This is a genomic window from Flavobacterium alvei (assembly GCF_002920895.1).
Taxonomy (GTDB): Bacteria; Bacteroidota; Bacteroidia; order Flavobacteriales; family Flavobacteriaceae; genus Flavobacterium; species Flavobacterium alvei.
In genome coordinates this window covers 168,947-184,545 of record NZ_PQVG01000004.1, presented here as the reverse complement: position 1 = coordinate 184,545, position 15,599 = coordinate 168,947, and the positions used below count along the sequence as shown (strand labels likewise).

General features: G+C 33.8%; 13 protein-coding genes. 4 read left to right on the top strand and 9 right to left on the bottom strand.

All coding sequences use genetic code 11. From position 1 onward, the window contains the following. Positions 1-71 precede the first annotated feature (71 nt). The 3 genes from C3L50_RS08270 to C3L50_RS08260 all read right to left on the bottom strand — a co-directional run bounded on the left by C3L50_RS08270 (position 72) and on the right by C3L50_RS08260 (position 3,217). Positions 72-482 carry a BrxA/BrxB family bacilliredoxin gene (locus C3L50_RS08270; protein ID WP_103805704.1) on the bottom strand — a complete coding sequence of 137 codons (411 nt, stop codon included), beginning with the start codon at positions 480-482 and terminating at the stop codon, positions 72-74. Positions 483-590: 108 nt separating this feature from the next. Continuing rightward, complete coding sequence (locus tag C3L50_RS08265; RefSeq protein ID WP_103805703.1) at positions 591-1,055, bottom strand: thioredoxin family protein; 465 nt, start codon at positions 1,053-1,055, stop codon at positions 591-593. 80 nt (positions 1,056-1,135) lie between these two features. Next, on the bottom strand, positions 1,136-3,217 hold the full coding sequence (locus C3L50_RS08260) for a TonB-dependent receptor plug domain-containing protein (RefSeq protein WP_103805702.1): 2,082 nt from the start codon (positions 3,215-3,217) through the stop codon (positions 1,136-1,138). A gap of 92 nt (positions 3,218-3,309) precedes the next feature. Between C3L50_RS08260 and C3L50_RS08255 the strand changes: the two genes are divergently transcribed. Both C3L50_RS08255 and C3L50_RS08250 read left to right on the top strand, forming a co-directional pair. Continuing rightward, positions 3,310-5,181, top strand: coding sequence for an Nramp family divalent metal transporter (locus C3L50_RS08255; RefSeq protein ID WP_103805701.1), 1,872 nt, complete (start codon positions 3,310-3,312; stop codon positions 5,179-5,181). A 71-nt stretch (positions 5,182-5,252) separates the two neighbouring features. Then, positions 5,253-5,912, top strand: a complete 660-nt coding sequence (locus tag C3L50_RS08250; protein WP_103805700.1) for a metal-dependent transcriptional regulator — start codon at positions 5,253-5,255, stop codon at positions 5,910-5,912. A gap of 121 nt (positions 5,913-6,033) precedes the next feature. On the opposite strand, the gene feoB is transcribed toward C3L50_RS08250, so the two are convergent. Further along, a complete protein-coding gene (gene feoB, locus C3L50_RS08240) occupies positions 6,034-8,136 on the bottom strand; it encodes a ferrous iron transport protein B (protein ID WP_103805698.1) in 2,103 nt (700 codons plus the stop codon). A 6-nt stretch (positions 8,137-8,142) separates the two neighbouring features. Beyond that, on the bottom strand, positions 8,143-8,376 hold the full coding sequence (locus tag C3L50_RS08235; protein WP_103805697.1) for a FeoA family protein: 234 nt from the start codon (positions 8,374-8,376) through the stop codon (positions 8,143-8,145). A 301-nt stretch (positions 8,377-8,677) separates the two neighbouring features. Here C3L50_RS08235 and C3L50_RS08230 point away from each other — a divergent pair, with 301 nt between their 5' ends. Then, positions 8,678-9,100 carry a hypothetical protein gene (locus C3L50_RS08230; RefSeq protein ID WP_103805696.1) on the top strand — a complete coding sequence of 141 codons (423 nt, stop codon included), beginning with the start codon at positions 8,678-8,680 and terminating at the stop codon, positions 9,098-9,100. A gap of 18 nt (positions 9,101-9,118) precedes the next feature. On the opposite strand, the gene C3L50_RS08225 is transcribed toward C3L50_RS08230, so the two are convergent. Then, complete coding sequence (locus tag C3L50_RS08225) at positions 9,119-9,793, bottom strand: SCO family protein (RefSeq protein WP_103805695.1); 675 nt, start codon at positions 9,791-9,793, stop codon at positions 9,119-9,121. A 321-nt stretch (positions 9,794-10,114) separates the two neighbouring features. Between C3L50_RS08225 and C3L50_RS08220 the strand changes: the two genes are divergently transcribed. Then, positions 10,115-12,460 (top strand): CHASE domain-containing protein, encoded by a 2,346-nt coding sequence (locus C3L50_RS08220; protein ID WP_165783990.1) that lies wholly within the window; start codon positions 10,115-10,117, stop codon positions 12,458-12,460. Here the strand turns inward: C3L50_RS08220 and C3L50_RS08215 are convergent. The 3 genes from C3L50_RS08215 to C3L50_RS08205 all read right to left on the bottom strand — a co-directional run bounded on the left by C3L50_RS08215 (position 12,457) and on the right by C3L50_RS08205 (position 15,539). Continuing rightward, positions 12,457-13,452, bottom strand: a complete 996-nt coding sequence (locus tag C3L50_RS08215) for an NAD(P)H-dependent glycerol-3-phosphate dehydrogenase (RefSeq protein WP_103805693.1) — start codon at positions 13,450-13,452, stop codon at positions 12,457-12,459. The genes C3L50_RS08220 and C3L50_RS08215 overlap by 4 nt on opposite strands. Before the next feature lie 292 nt (positions 13,453-13,744). After that, complete coding sequence (locus C3L50_RS08210; protein ID WP_103805692.1) at positions 13,745-14,308, bottom strand: 5-formyltetrahydrofolate cyclo-ligase; 564 nt, start codon at positions 14,306-14,308, stop codon at positions 13,745-13,747. Beyond that, positions 14,301-15,539: a pyridoxal-dependent decarboxylase gene (locus tag C3L50_RS08205; RefSeq protein ID WP_103805691.1), complete on the bottom strand. Its 1,239-nt coding sequence runs from the start codon at positions 15,537-15,539 to the stop codon at positions 14,301-14,303. The genes C3L50_RS08210 and C3L50_RS08205 overlap by 8 nt, the downstream gene beginning before the upstream one ends. Positions 15,540-15,599 lie beyond the last annotated feature (60 nt).

The following is a 15,599-nucleotide window of genomic DNA, read 5'->3' as shown; positions in this document are numbered from 1 at the left end:
GGATGGTAATTATTTAAACGCAAAAAGCACTAAATAAATAGTGCTTTTGATAAATTTTGAGCCAAAAAAGTTTAGCAATACTCGTTGAAAGCGTCTTTCAAATTGTCTGCAATTAATTCGGCAGGACGACCCTCGATATGATGACGTTCTAGCATGTGAACCAATTCTCCGTTTTTGAACAAGGCAATACTTGGTGAAGATGGAGGAAAAGGAAACATATGTTCTCTTGCAGCATTAACCGCTTCTTTGTCAACTCCTGCAAAAACAGTCACTAAATGATCTGGTTTTTTGGCACCTTCTAAACTCATTGCTGCTCCTGGACGTGCATTTCTAGCTGCACAACCGCAAACTGAATTCACCACCACCAATGTAGTTCCTTCGGCTTTTATTGCATCATTTACTGCATCGGCATTATGTAAATCTTGAAAACCTACTGAAGTTAATTCAGCTTGCATTGGCAATACCATTTCTTGTGGATACATATTTTTTAATTTTAAGATTATTGTTTGATAAGTTGCAAAGTTACGAAGTTTCAAATCAAGATATAAGTTTGAATTATAAAGTTTTGTTATAGTTTGATAAGGATACAGTTATTTTAATTTTTCCAGAATTATGATTAACTCTTTCGCCTTCAAAAAAGAATGCTTTTGAAAAACTATCGAAAAATCCGATTGTAAAACAGTAAGTGTTGGATACACTACTTGCGAATCGATAGTTGCTAACTGTGTAGCGAGTTCGTGGATTCCAGTATTTTGTCCTTTGGGTTGAAATTTAAAAGTATGATTATTGAAATGAATGTCTGATTTACTTTCGGCATCCAATGAAATGAAGTAGAAATCTGAATTTAAAAGACTAATGATTTCAGGGTTTTTGAAAGTGGAATTCTCCATCATTTTGCAGTAATTACACCAAGAGGTATTAATAAAAATCACAAATGGTTTTGGATTTTCTTTAGAAAGTTTTTCGGCTTCTTCAAAAGTATGGGTTTTCAATTGGGCAAAACCAGATGGCATTGTCCAGAAGAAAATGAATAATATATAAAGACTTTTTTTCATTTAATTTTTTTAGCCACAGATTTGCAGATTAAAAATAATTTTTGAAAATCTGTGAATCAGCGGCTATGCTTTTAAGTAGTTTAATAAAAATTATACCGCAACCCAAAAAAACCTCGAATCCCCTGATTAGGACCATAAACATAAGTCGTGTCAAAGGTTAAACCATACGGATTATCAGGAGTTACCAATACTTTTCCATTCGAATCATATTGTACATTTTTGTCGAATGGATCTTCGGTTCTAGAAATCAAGAACGGATTATTTCGTTTGGGCGTAAAATTTAGCAGGTTTTTGATGCCAGCGTAGAGTTCGAAATTCTTCCAGCCTGAATAGGTAAATTGAATGTTCTGCAGACTGTACCAAGGCGAATTTGGATTTCTTGGATCGGTTTCGCTTAGTAAAGGCAATTTCATCGGGCTGTACACATTTCCAGTATAATCAATTATGGTTTTTATTTTGTCTATTTTATAAGAAACTGTCCAAGTTCCTGTGAAATTTTCGGTCAAAAGCGGTCTTGTTTTAATGCCGTTTTCCACATTGGAAACATCCATATAAGTCGCTCCCAAAATAAATTTTAATCCATTCGTGAAATTAATATCCGTATTACAGCTAATCCCTTGGCTCAAAGCATAACCATCAATGTTGTCATAAATGATTTTATTGGGATCAATTTCATAATCGGATACAATTTTGTTGCTGAATCGGGTGTAGAAAGCAGTAGTTTCAATGCCTAAAAATGTGCCATTGTCCAAATAGATTTTCTTGATGTAATTCAGATTGGCATTGATGGATTTTTCGGGGTCTAAATTTTCGGCAATTACCACTTCACGCGAACCAGTTAAGGCAGCGTGATCTTCAGTAAACAGATTGACTACTCTAAAACCTGTTCCAGCATTCAATCGAAGGATATTATTGTTGTTGAATTTTACTTTATAGGCAAATCTTGGCGTGAAAATGTTTCCGTGAATGGAATTGTAATCGTATCGAATGCCTAAAAGGACTTTGTGTTTTTCGCTAAAAGTAATTTCGTCCTGAAGAAATATCCCAGGAAGCCAGGTTTTTTCAGGATTGTTTTCGGTTAAAATAGCGGTGGCTGTTGTGTTGTCGTCATAATAGGTATAGCGAGAAGCAATTCCAGCCAATAAATCGTTGTTTTGAATTTTCTTGTCCCAAGTTAGTTGGGCAAAACCAATTTTTTGATTGGCAATATACGAAGTCGTTCCGTAGTGGCTGTCCTGAAAATGCGCTGTTCCCGAAAAGGAAAGCATCAGTTTTTCGGTGGTGGGCAATTGATAACTTCCTATCAGCTCGCCTCGTTTGGTATAAATACTTTCGCCATAAATTTCATTGCCACCACGGTATTTTTTCTCCCAACGTACATCGCCACCCCAACGATCTTCGTACATTCCGCGAACGGCAATCGTGAATAATCGGTTTTGGTTTCGAGAAAAATTCAATTTATTAAAAACCGAAATCCTGTTTTGAGCCGTTACATCGGTAAAACTATCATTGTCGTTGTCAATAGTTTGATTGTAATTGTAATAATTCAACCCCAATAATGAAGTGGCTTTTTTGCCAATATTAAATTTTCCGCCAATATCAGCATTGGTTTCTAGCCAAGAAGTTGTAAAAACATCGGCAGAATATAGGGGAGCATTATTTGGATTTTTGGTGATAATGTTGATTAATCCGCCCACAGCTTCACTTCCGTATAAAGAGGAAGCTGGGCCTTTCACAATTTCGATTCGTTCGACCAAAGAATTCGGAATTCCAGACAATCCATAAACAGTTGATAAACTGCTCACAATTGGCATTCCATCGATCATTACCGATGTATAAGGCCCTTCCAATCCGTTGATGTGAATGTCGCCTGTGTTGCAAACGCCACAGTTGAGCTGAGGTCGTACTCCGTTTACATTTTGCAAAGCTTCATAAATACTGGCGGTTGGATTTTTTTTGAAGAAAACAGGAGAATAAACTTCAACAGGAACGGCACTTTCGAGTCTTCTTATGGGTTTTAAAGTCCCCGAAACCACAACTTCGTTTAGTTCATTTTGATTGTCTTTCTTTTCAATAGAATCATTTTCTGTTTTTGGAATTGTGTTTTGTGAAAACAATAGGTTAATTGAAAAGAATGATATAAGTAAAAATATATATTTCATTTGAGTAAATTAAATTTTAGACAAAGCTAAAAAAATAATTACCCAAACAAAATTTATTTGTATATATTTGCCTTAACAATTCAATTTCAGCTATGAGCAAATCATTAGAAGAGGTCAATCAATCGGTTCAGACACAAAATAAAACTTCCATTTTCAGAAAAATATTAGCCTTTTTTGGGCCTGCTTATTTGGTCAGTGTAGGCTATATGGATCCCGGAAACTGGGCTACTGATATTGCGGGAGGAAGTCAGTTTGGCTATTCTTTGCTTTGGGTTTTGTTGATGAGTAATATGATGGCATTGCTTTTGCAAAGTTTAAGCGCCAGATTAGGAATCGTGACTCAGCGCGATTTGGCGCAAGCTTCAAGAGAAACCTATTCGAAACCTATTAATTATATTTTATATTTTTTGGCCGAAATTGCTATTGCTGCCTGCGATCTGGCTGAAGTTCTAGGAATGGCAATCGGAATTAATTTATTGTTTGATATTCCGCTTATCGAAGGGGTTTTAATCACTGTTTTAGATACATTTTTACTGCTTTTTTTAATCAATAAAGGCATCCGAAAAATGGAAGCTTTTATTATTGTATTGGTCGCTATTATTGGGTTTTCTTTCGTTTTCGAAATGATTTTTGCCCAGCCCGAATTAGACAAAGTCGTTTATGGTTTGATTCCATCCATTCCAACGGAAACTGCTTTGTATATTGCCATCGGAATCATAGGTGCAACGGTTATGCCTCACAATTTATATTTGCATTCTTCATTGGTACAAACCCGAAAATTTGACAGAACTCCAGATGGAATTAAACAAGCTTTGAAATACAATTTCATCGATTCGACTATTGCTTTGAATTTGGCATTTTTTGTGAACGCTGCTATTTTAATTTTGGCGGCAGCCACATTTTATAAAAACGGTTATTTTGAAGTAGCCGAAATTCAGGATGCACATCAGTTCTTGCAGCCACTTTTAGGAACAAAATGGGCACCCATTTTATTCGCAGTTGCCTTGATTGCGTCAGGACAAAGTTCTACCATTACAGGAACTTTGGCTGGACAAATTGTGATGGAAGGCTATTTGAACTTTAGAATGCAACCTTGGGTGCGAAGAATTATTACCCGATTGATTGCCATTGTGCCTGCGGTAGTTGTGATTTTAATTTATGGCGAAAGCGTAACGGGGAAATTATTGATTTTAAGTCAGGTGATTTTGAGTTTGCAACTCGGTTTTGCCATTATTCCACTCATTCATTTTGTGAGTGATAAAACCAAAATGAAAGGATTTCATATTTCTAAAATCACTCAAGTTGCTGCTTGGATTATTGCCACCATTATTGTTTCTTTGAATGCTAAATTGGTTTTTAACGAAATTGTTGGCTGGCTCGAAACTTCAGAAAACCCAATCGTGTTGTGGCTTACGGTCGTTCCATTAGCTTTTGGATTTCTGATTTTGTTATTGTATATCGTTTTCAAACCGTTTATAACCAAAGCAAAACAGGAATTTCAAAATCATTCGCCACACAATTTAAATCTTCAATTTTCTAAAATTGGAACCTACAATACAAAGAAAATCGCAATTGCTGTAGATTTCTCCTCGGCCGATACTATTGCCATAAACAGTGCTTTTGAATTGGGCGGAATAGAGGCAAAATATACCTTGATTCACGTGGTAGAAACAGTGGGGGCAATGGTTTATGGTAAAAATATTGAAGATCACGAAACCCTAATTGATGCAAAATTATTGGCAGAATACAAGGCAATACTTTCGCATAAAGGCTTTACAGTAAAGACAAAATTAGGGTATGGCAAGCCCAATAAAGTGATTCCTGAAATCATCAACAAAGGCAATTTTGATGTTTTAGTAATGGGAACTCACGGTCACACTGGATTCAAGGATTTGATTTTTGGAACCACCGTTGACAAGTTGCGACACAAAATTTCGATTCCATTGTTTATTGTAAAAAATTAGAAAGAAATATTAAGTAAAAAAGAATCAAGTATTAAGATTTTAAAAATCTAAAATCTGTAATCTAAAATCAAATGACTTTATCAGAAGAAAATTATTTAAAAGCTATTTATCATCTTACAACGGTTACTGATGCCGATGTGAGCACTAATGCTATTGCCGAAATGATGGAAACCAAAGCTTCCTCAGTGACAGATATGCTCAAAAAATTGGCCGAAAAAGATTTAGTGAATTACAAAAAATACCAAGGCGTTTCTTTGACCAATAAAGGATTACTTTCGGCCAAAATGATTGTAAGGAAACATCGTTTGTGGGAAGTTTTTTTAGTAGATAAATTAAATTTTGCTTGGGATGAGGTTCATGATATTGCCGAACAATTAGAACATATCAAATCTGAGCAACTCATCAATAAATTGGATGATTTTTTGGGCAATCCAACCGAAGATCCACACGGCGATCCCATTCCAGATGCTCAGGGAAGAATGGCCAAAACGGATAAACAATTGCTTTCGGATTTGGCTATAAATCAAATCGGAATTTGTGTGGGAGTAAAAGATTCTTCGGCCGAATTTTTGAAATATTTAGACAAACAAGCCATTGCTTTGGGTTCAAAAATTGAAATTCTGGCCAAAGAAAGCTTCGATTTATCTACAAAAATAAGAGTAAACGAAACAACAGAATTAACGATTTCGAATAAAATAGCTAATAATCTTTTTGTGAAAGTAGATTACTGACAATTACAGTCTTCGCCACAGTTTTTGTTGGTTTTTTTCTTTTTGAAAAAGAATTTTTTAACCAAAAAAACAATTGCAAATGCTAAGGTGAGGTATGTTAAAATATCTTGAATCATTGCGATTATTTTAATAATTGATAAGCAATTAAGGCTACAATATAGGCAAAACTACTCATAAAAACCAATTGTCCTAAAGGCCATTTCCAACTGTTGGTTTCTTTTTTTGTAACGGCTAAAGTACTAATACATTGCATCGCAAAGGCATAAAACAATAATAACGAAATTCCTGAGGCAAAATTAAATATTTTCTGATCCGTTTCAGGATTAATTTCTTCTTTCATTCGGTTTCGAATCGTGTTGTCATTGTCGCTACCACCAACACTATAAATCGTGGCTAATGTTCCCACAAAAACTTCTCTTGCAGCAAATGAACTAATGATAGCAACACCAATTTTCCAATCGTAACCCAAAGGCGAAATAGCTGGTTCGATGGTTTTTCCCATTAATCCAATGTATGATTTTTCGAGTTTGTAAGCGGCAATTTTGTTTTCTATTTCAACTTTAGAAAGGGTTGCATTTTCGGTTTTTGAAGTAATAATTGTTTCGGCATTTCTGAAATCTTTACTTGGCCCATTGGAAGCCAAAAACCATAAAACTACTGATATTGCCAAGATAATTTTCCCTGCTCCAAATACAAAAGCTTTGGTTTTTTCGACCACGGTTATCATCACGTTTTTGAACATGGGCAATTTGTAATTGGGCATTTCGACCACAAAAAAAGTTTTGCAATTGAGTTGTAGTACTTTATTAAGAATATAAGCCGAAAGAATTGCCATTCCAAAACCAATAAGATATAACAACATTAAGGTCAATCCTTGTAAATTCAATATGCCTAATAGATATTTATCGGGAATAACCAATCCAATTATTATAGCATAAACAGGTAATCGTGCCGAACAAGTAGTGAGTGGTGTTACTAAAATTGTGATTAATCGTTCTTTCCAGTTTTCGATATTTCGGGTTGCCATAATGGCTGGAATGGCACAGGCAGTTCCTGAAATTAAGGGAACAACACTTTTGCCTGAAAGTCCAAATCGGCGCATAATCTTGTCCATCAAAAACACTACTCGGCTCATATAGCCACTTTCTTCGAGGATGGATATGAACAAAAACAGAAAGGTAATTTGTGGAATAAACATCAAAATTCCGCCAATTCCAGGGATAATTCCTTGAGCAATTAAATTAGTAAAAGCTCCTGGAGGCATATTTTCGCTTGCTGCAGTGCTTAAACTGGCAAAACTACTATCAATGAAATCCATTGGAATTTTTGACCATTCGAAGATGGATTGAAAAATTCCGAATAAAATGACAAAGAATATCAGATAACCCCAAACTTTATGGGTGAGAATGCGATCTAGTTTGCTTCTGAAATCGGTGGCTATTGAAGAATCTATATTTAGGCCTGTTTTTAAAGTGTCATTTATAAATTGGTAACGCTTGATGGTTTCTTTTTGTTGTAATTTTTTGAGTTCGGATTTGCTTTTTGTAAACGATTCGTTTTCAAGTGTTTTTCTGTTTAAATCTGCAAAATTCACATCTTGTGTAATCACTAGCCAAAGTTTGTACAAAGACTGATTAGGGAACGTTTTTCGAAGTGTATTGAAATAGTCATCATCAATAGAAGAAGCATTCAAACAAGCTTCTGTTGTAATGGTTTTGTAGGTTGTGATTGCAGTTTTTAGTTCTTCAATTCCAATATTTTTTCGAGAACTTACTAATACAATTTTGGTTTTTAGATGTTCTTCAAGAAATGGAATGTCTAGCGAAATTCCTTTGAGTTTCATACGATCTATCATATTAATGACTAGAATAGTTGGAATCTCAAGGTCTTTTATTTGGGTAAAAAGCAGTAAATTTCGTTTCAAATTCTCTACTTCCGAAACTACCACAATCACATCGGGAAAGAGTTTGTCGTTTTTGTTGAGCAAAAGTTCAATCACCACACTTTCGTCAGCTGAGCTGGCATTAAGACTATAGGTTCCTGGCAAATCGATTACATTTGCATTGATATTATGAGCTAATTTGCAAAAACCAACTTTCTTTTCGACCGTAATTCCAGGATAATTTCCTACTTGTTGATTCAGGCCAGTAAGTTGGTTAAAAACCGAAGTTTTTCCAGTATTTGGGTTTCCAATTAAAGCGACATTGATATTTTGCTTGGTCATTTAAAGTTATTTTGTAATACAATCTACTTCAATTTCACGAGCAGTTTCGATGCGAATGGCAAGATGTGAGCCATTGACATTTAAATACAAAGGATCGCCAAAAGGAGCAATTTGAAGTAATTGAACCGTGTTTCCGGGCAAACAACCCATTTCTAATAATTTTAACGGAATAATATCAGCGTCAAAATCTTTGATGATGGCTTTTTCTCCTTTTCGTAAGTTGGCAATCGTAGTTTTCAAACTCTTATTTAGATTGATTTTAGATTACAAAAGTACAGTAAAAAAAAGAATATTTAATGATAATTGTCAGGTTTGAATTTTTGCTAGTGTTTTTAACGCAATAAACCCTGTTTTAGCCGACTCAGAAATACTTGCCAAGCACAAACGGTTAGTTTTAGTTTACTGATTTGAGTTCTTTAAAAGGACAATAATTCAAAAAAGATAATTGTTTAGATAACATTTTGTAATGTTTTTTTGTAAATTTACTTAGTTTTAAGTCAGAAATTATATTTTACAAATTAAAATTTCAAACAATTACAATATGAAACCACTAATTTTTATTTTAGTAATAATTACTTCATTTTCTATCACAAGTTGCGAAAACAACGAGAATCCAAAAACCAATATAACTACAGGTGTTTATGGAACTATTAAATATGGTGAGGGGGATTGTATGCCAGTAATTAATGAAAGTGCTAGAATATATACCAATTATAATGGAGAAATTTATTTTATAATTAAAGCTGATTTAGATAATTTAGGTACTGGCAATTTCGAACAACTAAAATTAAATAGTATTCATTCAAATGTGAAAAATGGAGTATTGGCGATTGAATTGCCCGTAAATACTTATGTAGTAATGCCAAAGAATTTCTATGACAACTCGAATTTAAATACAATCACTATCAAAAAAGAAACTGTATTAAATAGTAATTTCAAATTTTGGAAATGTACTTCTTACTAAAATTTAAATCATAAAAAACTACTTTTTTTCGTCCTCCAAAAGCCAATTTATATCTTCAATTAGTTTTTGAATTTCCTCTTTTTTGGTTCCGTCATAAAAGCCACGAACTCGTTTTTTGGAGTCAACAAGCACAAAATTTTCGGTATGAACCATATCATAAAGCTCTTCAGGTTTTCCTTGTTTTACGGCCAAATAGGATTTTCGAGCCATGGTATAAATCGCTTTTTTGTCGCCAGTTACTAAGTTCCATTTTGTGTCAATCACACCATTTATTTGTGCGTAGTCTTTCAAAACTGAAACGCTGTCAATGTCCGGCATTACCGTAAACGACAGCAATTTTACTTTTGGATTATCCAGAAATGCTTTTTGAACATCGACCAAATTAGTTGTCATTTTCGGGCAAATAGATTTGCAGGTGGTGAAGAAAAAATCGGCCACATAAATCTTGCCTTCATAATCTTTTTGGGTAATGGTTTTGCCGTTTTGGTTGGTAAACGAAAAATCGGCAATTTTGTGGTATTTGCTAATGTATTGAACAGTTGTATCTACCAATTCTGGATTTACATCCGATGGATTGTATATAGGTAATGATTTTTTGGGTTTCAATGCTGAATAAAACAAGGAAATCACAATGATGGAAAAGACCAACAATACTCCAAAGAATTTTCGATATTGATAAAGAAAGGCTTTCATATGAATAATTTGGCGCAAAAATACGAAAATGGAGTTTTATATTTGACTTCGTTTGTTGTTGAATTTTGATGCTTATGTATTTGGCACCTTCAAGTTATAGGCATCATGAATTAATCAAAAAACTAAGATTTTTAATTTTAGAGGTTTATAAATACTTTTTGCAAATAAGATAAAGTCATCTAATAGATTGTTTTATTGGCTTTTTTTTCTTAATTTGTGCTGTTTTATTGGCTTTCACATTTAATGAAGTGTTTAAAAAAAAACATAAATTTATCTCATAAAAAAACCGCATCTTCAAGAGGTTTTACAATTCAGCAAATAATGAAGAAGTCAAATTCAAGATATTTTTATATAAGTGCCTTAAGAAATTATAAGCATGTTTGGATTTCTTCATTAATTCTAATGGGAGGACTACTAGCCACTTTTTTGGTTTTCAATTATGTTAAACAAGAAGAGGAAACTCAGTCAAAAAAGGAATTTGATCAAGTATGTAATGAGATTAAATCAAAAATAATTACCCAAATCAATATGCATTCAGAGTTTTTAATCAGTGGTTCGTCACTGTTTGAAGTTTCTGAAAGCGTAACGCGAGAAGAGTGGAAAAATTTCAATAAATTTTCTAGTGAAAATGTGAAATTTATGGGAGTTCAAAGTTTAGGATTTGCTACAATAATTAAAAAAAACCAGCTCAAAGCACATATTTCAACTATTCGGAAAGAAGGATTTTCAGAATATAATGTTTTTCCTAATCAAGCAAGAGATTTTTTTACGGGTATAATTTACTTAGAGCCTTTTACCAAAAAAAATGCCTCTGTTTTGGGATACGATATGTTTTCCGAGTCCGTTAGACGAGAAGCAATGCAAATGGCTAGAGATAATGATAAACCAACACTAACCGGAAAAGTCAAGCTTCGCATAGAAACTAAGAAAAATTGGCAGGCAGGAACAATACTATTTGTTCCCGTTTACAAAAATCTGCTCACAAATACTGTCGAAGCTCGAAGGAAAGCTATTATTGGCTGGGTTTTTTGTGCTTTTAGAATGGATGATTTAATGAATAGTTTTTTGGCATCCAAGTATTTTAATGAGCAAACCCATATTCGTTTACAAATTTATGATGAAGGCATAATTTCACAAAAAGCACTCTTGTTTGACAGTCAAAAAAACTTGACAAGAAACAACGCTAATGAAGAAAGTAGAACTCGAATTCTTCCTGTAGTTTTTAATAATAAAAAATGGACTTTAGTGTTTTCAAGACCTACAGAAGGAATGTTCTTTTTTTCATCTCAAACACTGTTTATATTAATTGGCGGTACAACAATAAGCCTTTTGATGTTTGCATTGTCCTATTCTTTACTTATTACCAAAAAAAAGGCAAAAATTATGGCCGAGCAATTAAGTGCAGATTTGTTAAATAAAAATTTGGAGTATGAGCTAATGAATAAATCGCTGAATAAAAACTATAAAAGGCTAATTACATCAAAAGAAAAATTAAAAGCAATCAATATAGAATTACAAAAAGCAAAGATAAAAGCAGAAGAAAGCGACAAATTAAAATCAGCTTTTTTGGCCAATATGAGCCACGAAATTAGAACACCAATGAATGGAATAATGGGCTTTGCCGAATTGCTGAAACAAGGAAATCTAAGTTTAGAGGAGCAAAAAAAGTATATCGAAATCATTGAAAAAAGTGGTCTCCGACTTCTTAGTATTATCAATGACATAGTTGATGTTTCAAAAATTGAAGCTGGACAAATGAACGTTAGCCTTTCGACTACCAATATCGACGAACAATTGCAGTACATCAACACGTTTTTCAATCCCGAAGCCCAAGACAAAGGAATACAACTTATTTTGAAAAAAAATACTGGCGTAAAAGCATCAACAATTACTACCGATCGAGAAAAACTCTATGCCATTCTAATCAATTTAGTTAAAAACGCCATCAAATATACCGTCAAAGGAACAATAGAATTTGGGTATGAGATACAAGGTGAAAATATTCTGTTTTTTGTAAAAGATACCGGAATCGGAATATCGAAAGACAGACAAAAAGCCGTATTCGAACGCTTTATTCAAGCCGATTTTAATGATAAAATGGCTCGTCAAGGTGCTGGATTAGGTTTGGCCATAGCCAAAGCTTATGTAGATTTAATGGGCGGCAAAATTTGGGTAGAAAGTGAACCCGATAAAGGCTCTACATTTTATTTTACGCTTCCCTATACCATCAGTAATCAAGAAATCCAGAATTCTACTAATGGGCTAGAAGTAAATTCAGCTCCAATTGAAGTAAAAAATTTAAAAATATTAGTTACTGAAGACGACAATATTTCCAGAATATTAATTTTGAAAGTACTTGAAGAATTTAGTAGCGAAATACTAACGGCACGAACAGGTCTAGAAGCGGTAGAAATTTGTCGCAACAATCCAGACATCGATTTGATTTTAATGGACATGCAAATGCCACTTATGAATGGATATGAAGCCACTAAAGAAATTAGAAAATTTAATAAAGAGGTAATTATTTTGGCACAAACCGCATTTGCTTTAGAAGGAGATAAATCAAAAACAATTGATGCGGGCTGCAACGGCTATATTTCTAAACCAATTAAAAAACAAGAATTGTCTGTTTTACTTCAAAAGTATTTTGACCACATTAGTTACTAATCTAACTTATCAGTTAGTTTTTTAAAAACTGATTTTGCCGATTTTCCTTCGTATAAAATGCTGTAAACGGCATTGATAATAGGTGTTTGAGCACCATAATCTAAATTGAGATTGTAGGCACTTTTGGCAGCATAATAGCCTTCGGCAACCATACTCATTTCCATCATAGCTGATTTTACGGTATAGCCTTTTCCAATCATATTTCCGAACATTCTATTTCTAGAGAAAATGGAATATCCGGTTACCAATAAATCGCCCAAATAAGCCGAATCATTGATGTTTCGTTTCATTTTGTGTACTTTTTTGATGAATTTTTTCATCTCACGAATACCGTTACTCATCAAAACCGATTGAAAATTGTCGCCATAGCCCAATCCGTGGGCAATTCCTGCTGCAATGGCATAAATATTCTTGAGCATTGCGGCATATTCGGTGCCAATAATATCGTCAGAGATTTTGGTTTTGATGTAATTTCCAGATAAATTCTTGGCCATTATTTTGGCTTTTTTGGCATCGCCACAAGCTATTGTAAGATAGGACAAACGTTCTAGCGCAACTTCCTCGGCGTGGCAAGGCCCTGTAATTACACCAATATTATCGAATGGAATATTGTAGGTTGTATTAAAATGTTCGCCAACAATTAAACTCGTTTCGGGAACAATTCCTTTGATGGCCGAAAAAACAACTTTGCCTTCCAAACTTTCGGTAAGTTTTTCTAGTTCTCCATTCAAAAAAGCCGAGGGAATGGCAAAAATAATATAATCAGCATAGCCAACGGCCTCATTGATGTCGCTGGTTAGTTTTAGTTTTTTAATGTCAAATTCGACTGAGCTTAGATAATTTGGGTTGTGATGGTGTTTTTTGATGTGTTCAATTGCATCTTCATTTCGCATATACCAAGCTATTTCAGGTAGGTTTACGCATAACATTTTAGCAATTGCTGTTGCCCAACTTCCTCCACCAATTACGGCAAATTTTAAATTTTCGGTCATTTTATTTATTAAATTTAATCAAAAGTACTTAAAAATATACTTATGAAGCAAAAGTAAGCCAGAGAAAAGGAATTTTAAAATCAAAAAAATAATTTTCAACTTTTTTTTATTTCAACACAATATTTAAAATTTTTATGCGTTATGGATGTTTAAAAATTGGTTGTTTTTAAATTATTGAGGTTGAATTAGTTAGTTTTGTTTTAGTATTTTGCAAAAGGCGTTCTTAAAGGTTTTGAGGGCGCCTTTTTATTTTGTTCTAATTCAAAAATTTTAAAATTGTGCTTATTTTCGATTAAAATTTGAAAACTTCATTTGGCGTTACACAATAATCCAACTTTATATCATTCTCAAAAACATCATCAATAGTTTCTTCGACTTCAAAAAAGGATAGCCCAATTTTAATGGTTTCTACTTTGCATTCGCTCAAGAATTTATCATAAAATCCTTTGCCATAACCCGCTCGATGTCCGGTTTTGTCAAAAGCTAAAAGCGGTACAAAAACCACCTCTATTTTTTTTGAAGGAACTTCTAGGCCGTCAACGGGTTCTGGAATGTTGTATTGGTTTTTCTTGATTTTGGTATTATCCGTCAAAAGAAAATGAGTCATTACTCTTGTTTCAAAATCACTTTTCGAAATGATAATTTCCTTATCTTTTCCAGAAAGTAAATGCAAAATATATTCGGTGTTGACTTCTTTGTGTTCTGTGATGGGCAAGAAAATATGGAAATAGGTTTTCTCCCAAATAGGCAACTTTAGTATTTTATTGGCTATAGCCAAACTCATTTCCTCCAAATCTTCTTCTGAAAGTTGGTTGCGTAAGGCTTTGTATTTTTGTCGCAGTTCTTTTTTAAGCATGAATCATCGTTTTCAAATCGTTTATAAAGGAAGTCAAATGTTGCACTTCTACGTGGTCCATCAATACAACTTTGTACCATTTATTATCTTGATTGTGTTGTTCGGGCACCAAATCATATTTTTTGGCAATTTCCTCACTAATATATTGCGAATGAATAGTGACAATATTCATAAAAGGCTCTCTGAAATATTGGATGTTCAATTCGTCTAATTCGTGACACAAAAACTGAGTTCGCATTTGCAAAATACTTACTTTTTCGAACCAACCAAACGGGCCGTAAGTAAATAAAATCATCCAAACTGCCACTGCATTAGCACCTGAACGACTTCCGCAAAGGGTCAAATCCATTCCTTCGACATATTGGGCTTCTTTAGTCAGAACATTTTCTATTAGCCCTTTTCGACAAACAAAAACACCAGTTCCATATGGTGATTGCAGCATTTTGTGAGCGTCAATGGTAATGGAACTAATCTTCGGATTGCTAAAATTCATAGTCGATTTTTGATTGCTAAACGGATATACAAAACCGCCATAAGCCCCGTCAATATGGAGTTTGTATTCGGCATTGTGTTTCTCTAAAACCGAAGTATAATCGTCGGGATTGTCAACAGAACCAAACATTGTTGTTCCCATATTGGCAATGGCGATAAAATATTTTTTACCGTTTTGTTTGGCTTTGATGATTTCATTTTCCAAAGCTATTTTGTCAATTTCTCTGTTTTCGAAAGCAACTGGAATTTTGATTAAATCTAACATCAAAAGATTGGCTCCTTTTGGAATCGAATAATGAGTATCTTCTGAAGTTAAAATGGCAATTTCGTCCAATTTTGCCTTTTTTTGATACATAAAAAAGTTGCGATACATCCAAATGGCTTGAATGTTGGCTTCAGTTCCTCCTGGCGAAATATAGCCGTCAATCGAATTGGGTTGAGCCTTGAAAATATCAACAGCAATGACGTTTAAAACCTCACGTTCTATTTCTTGTGTTCCTTTGAAAGCACTTTCAGAAGTTCCTAAAGTATGGCATCCAATGTGATTCGGATTGGCAACATAGGTTTGCAAAGTGGGTGCATCTTTCAAAAAAGGCGCATCGTCATAAAATACTTTTCCGTCTAGTTTTGAAGCGGGATAACCTAAAGAAGCATCGTTAGAAAAATTTACATTTTCTTTCAAAGCGCTTTGTATTCTTTCTTTTCTTTCTTCTTGCGAGAGTTTCTTCCAGTAAATCATTGTTGTGATATTTTTGATAAAGTTACTATAACTTTTGAGAAAATTAGCTAGTTGCTCTAA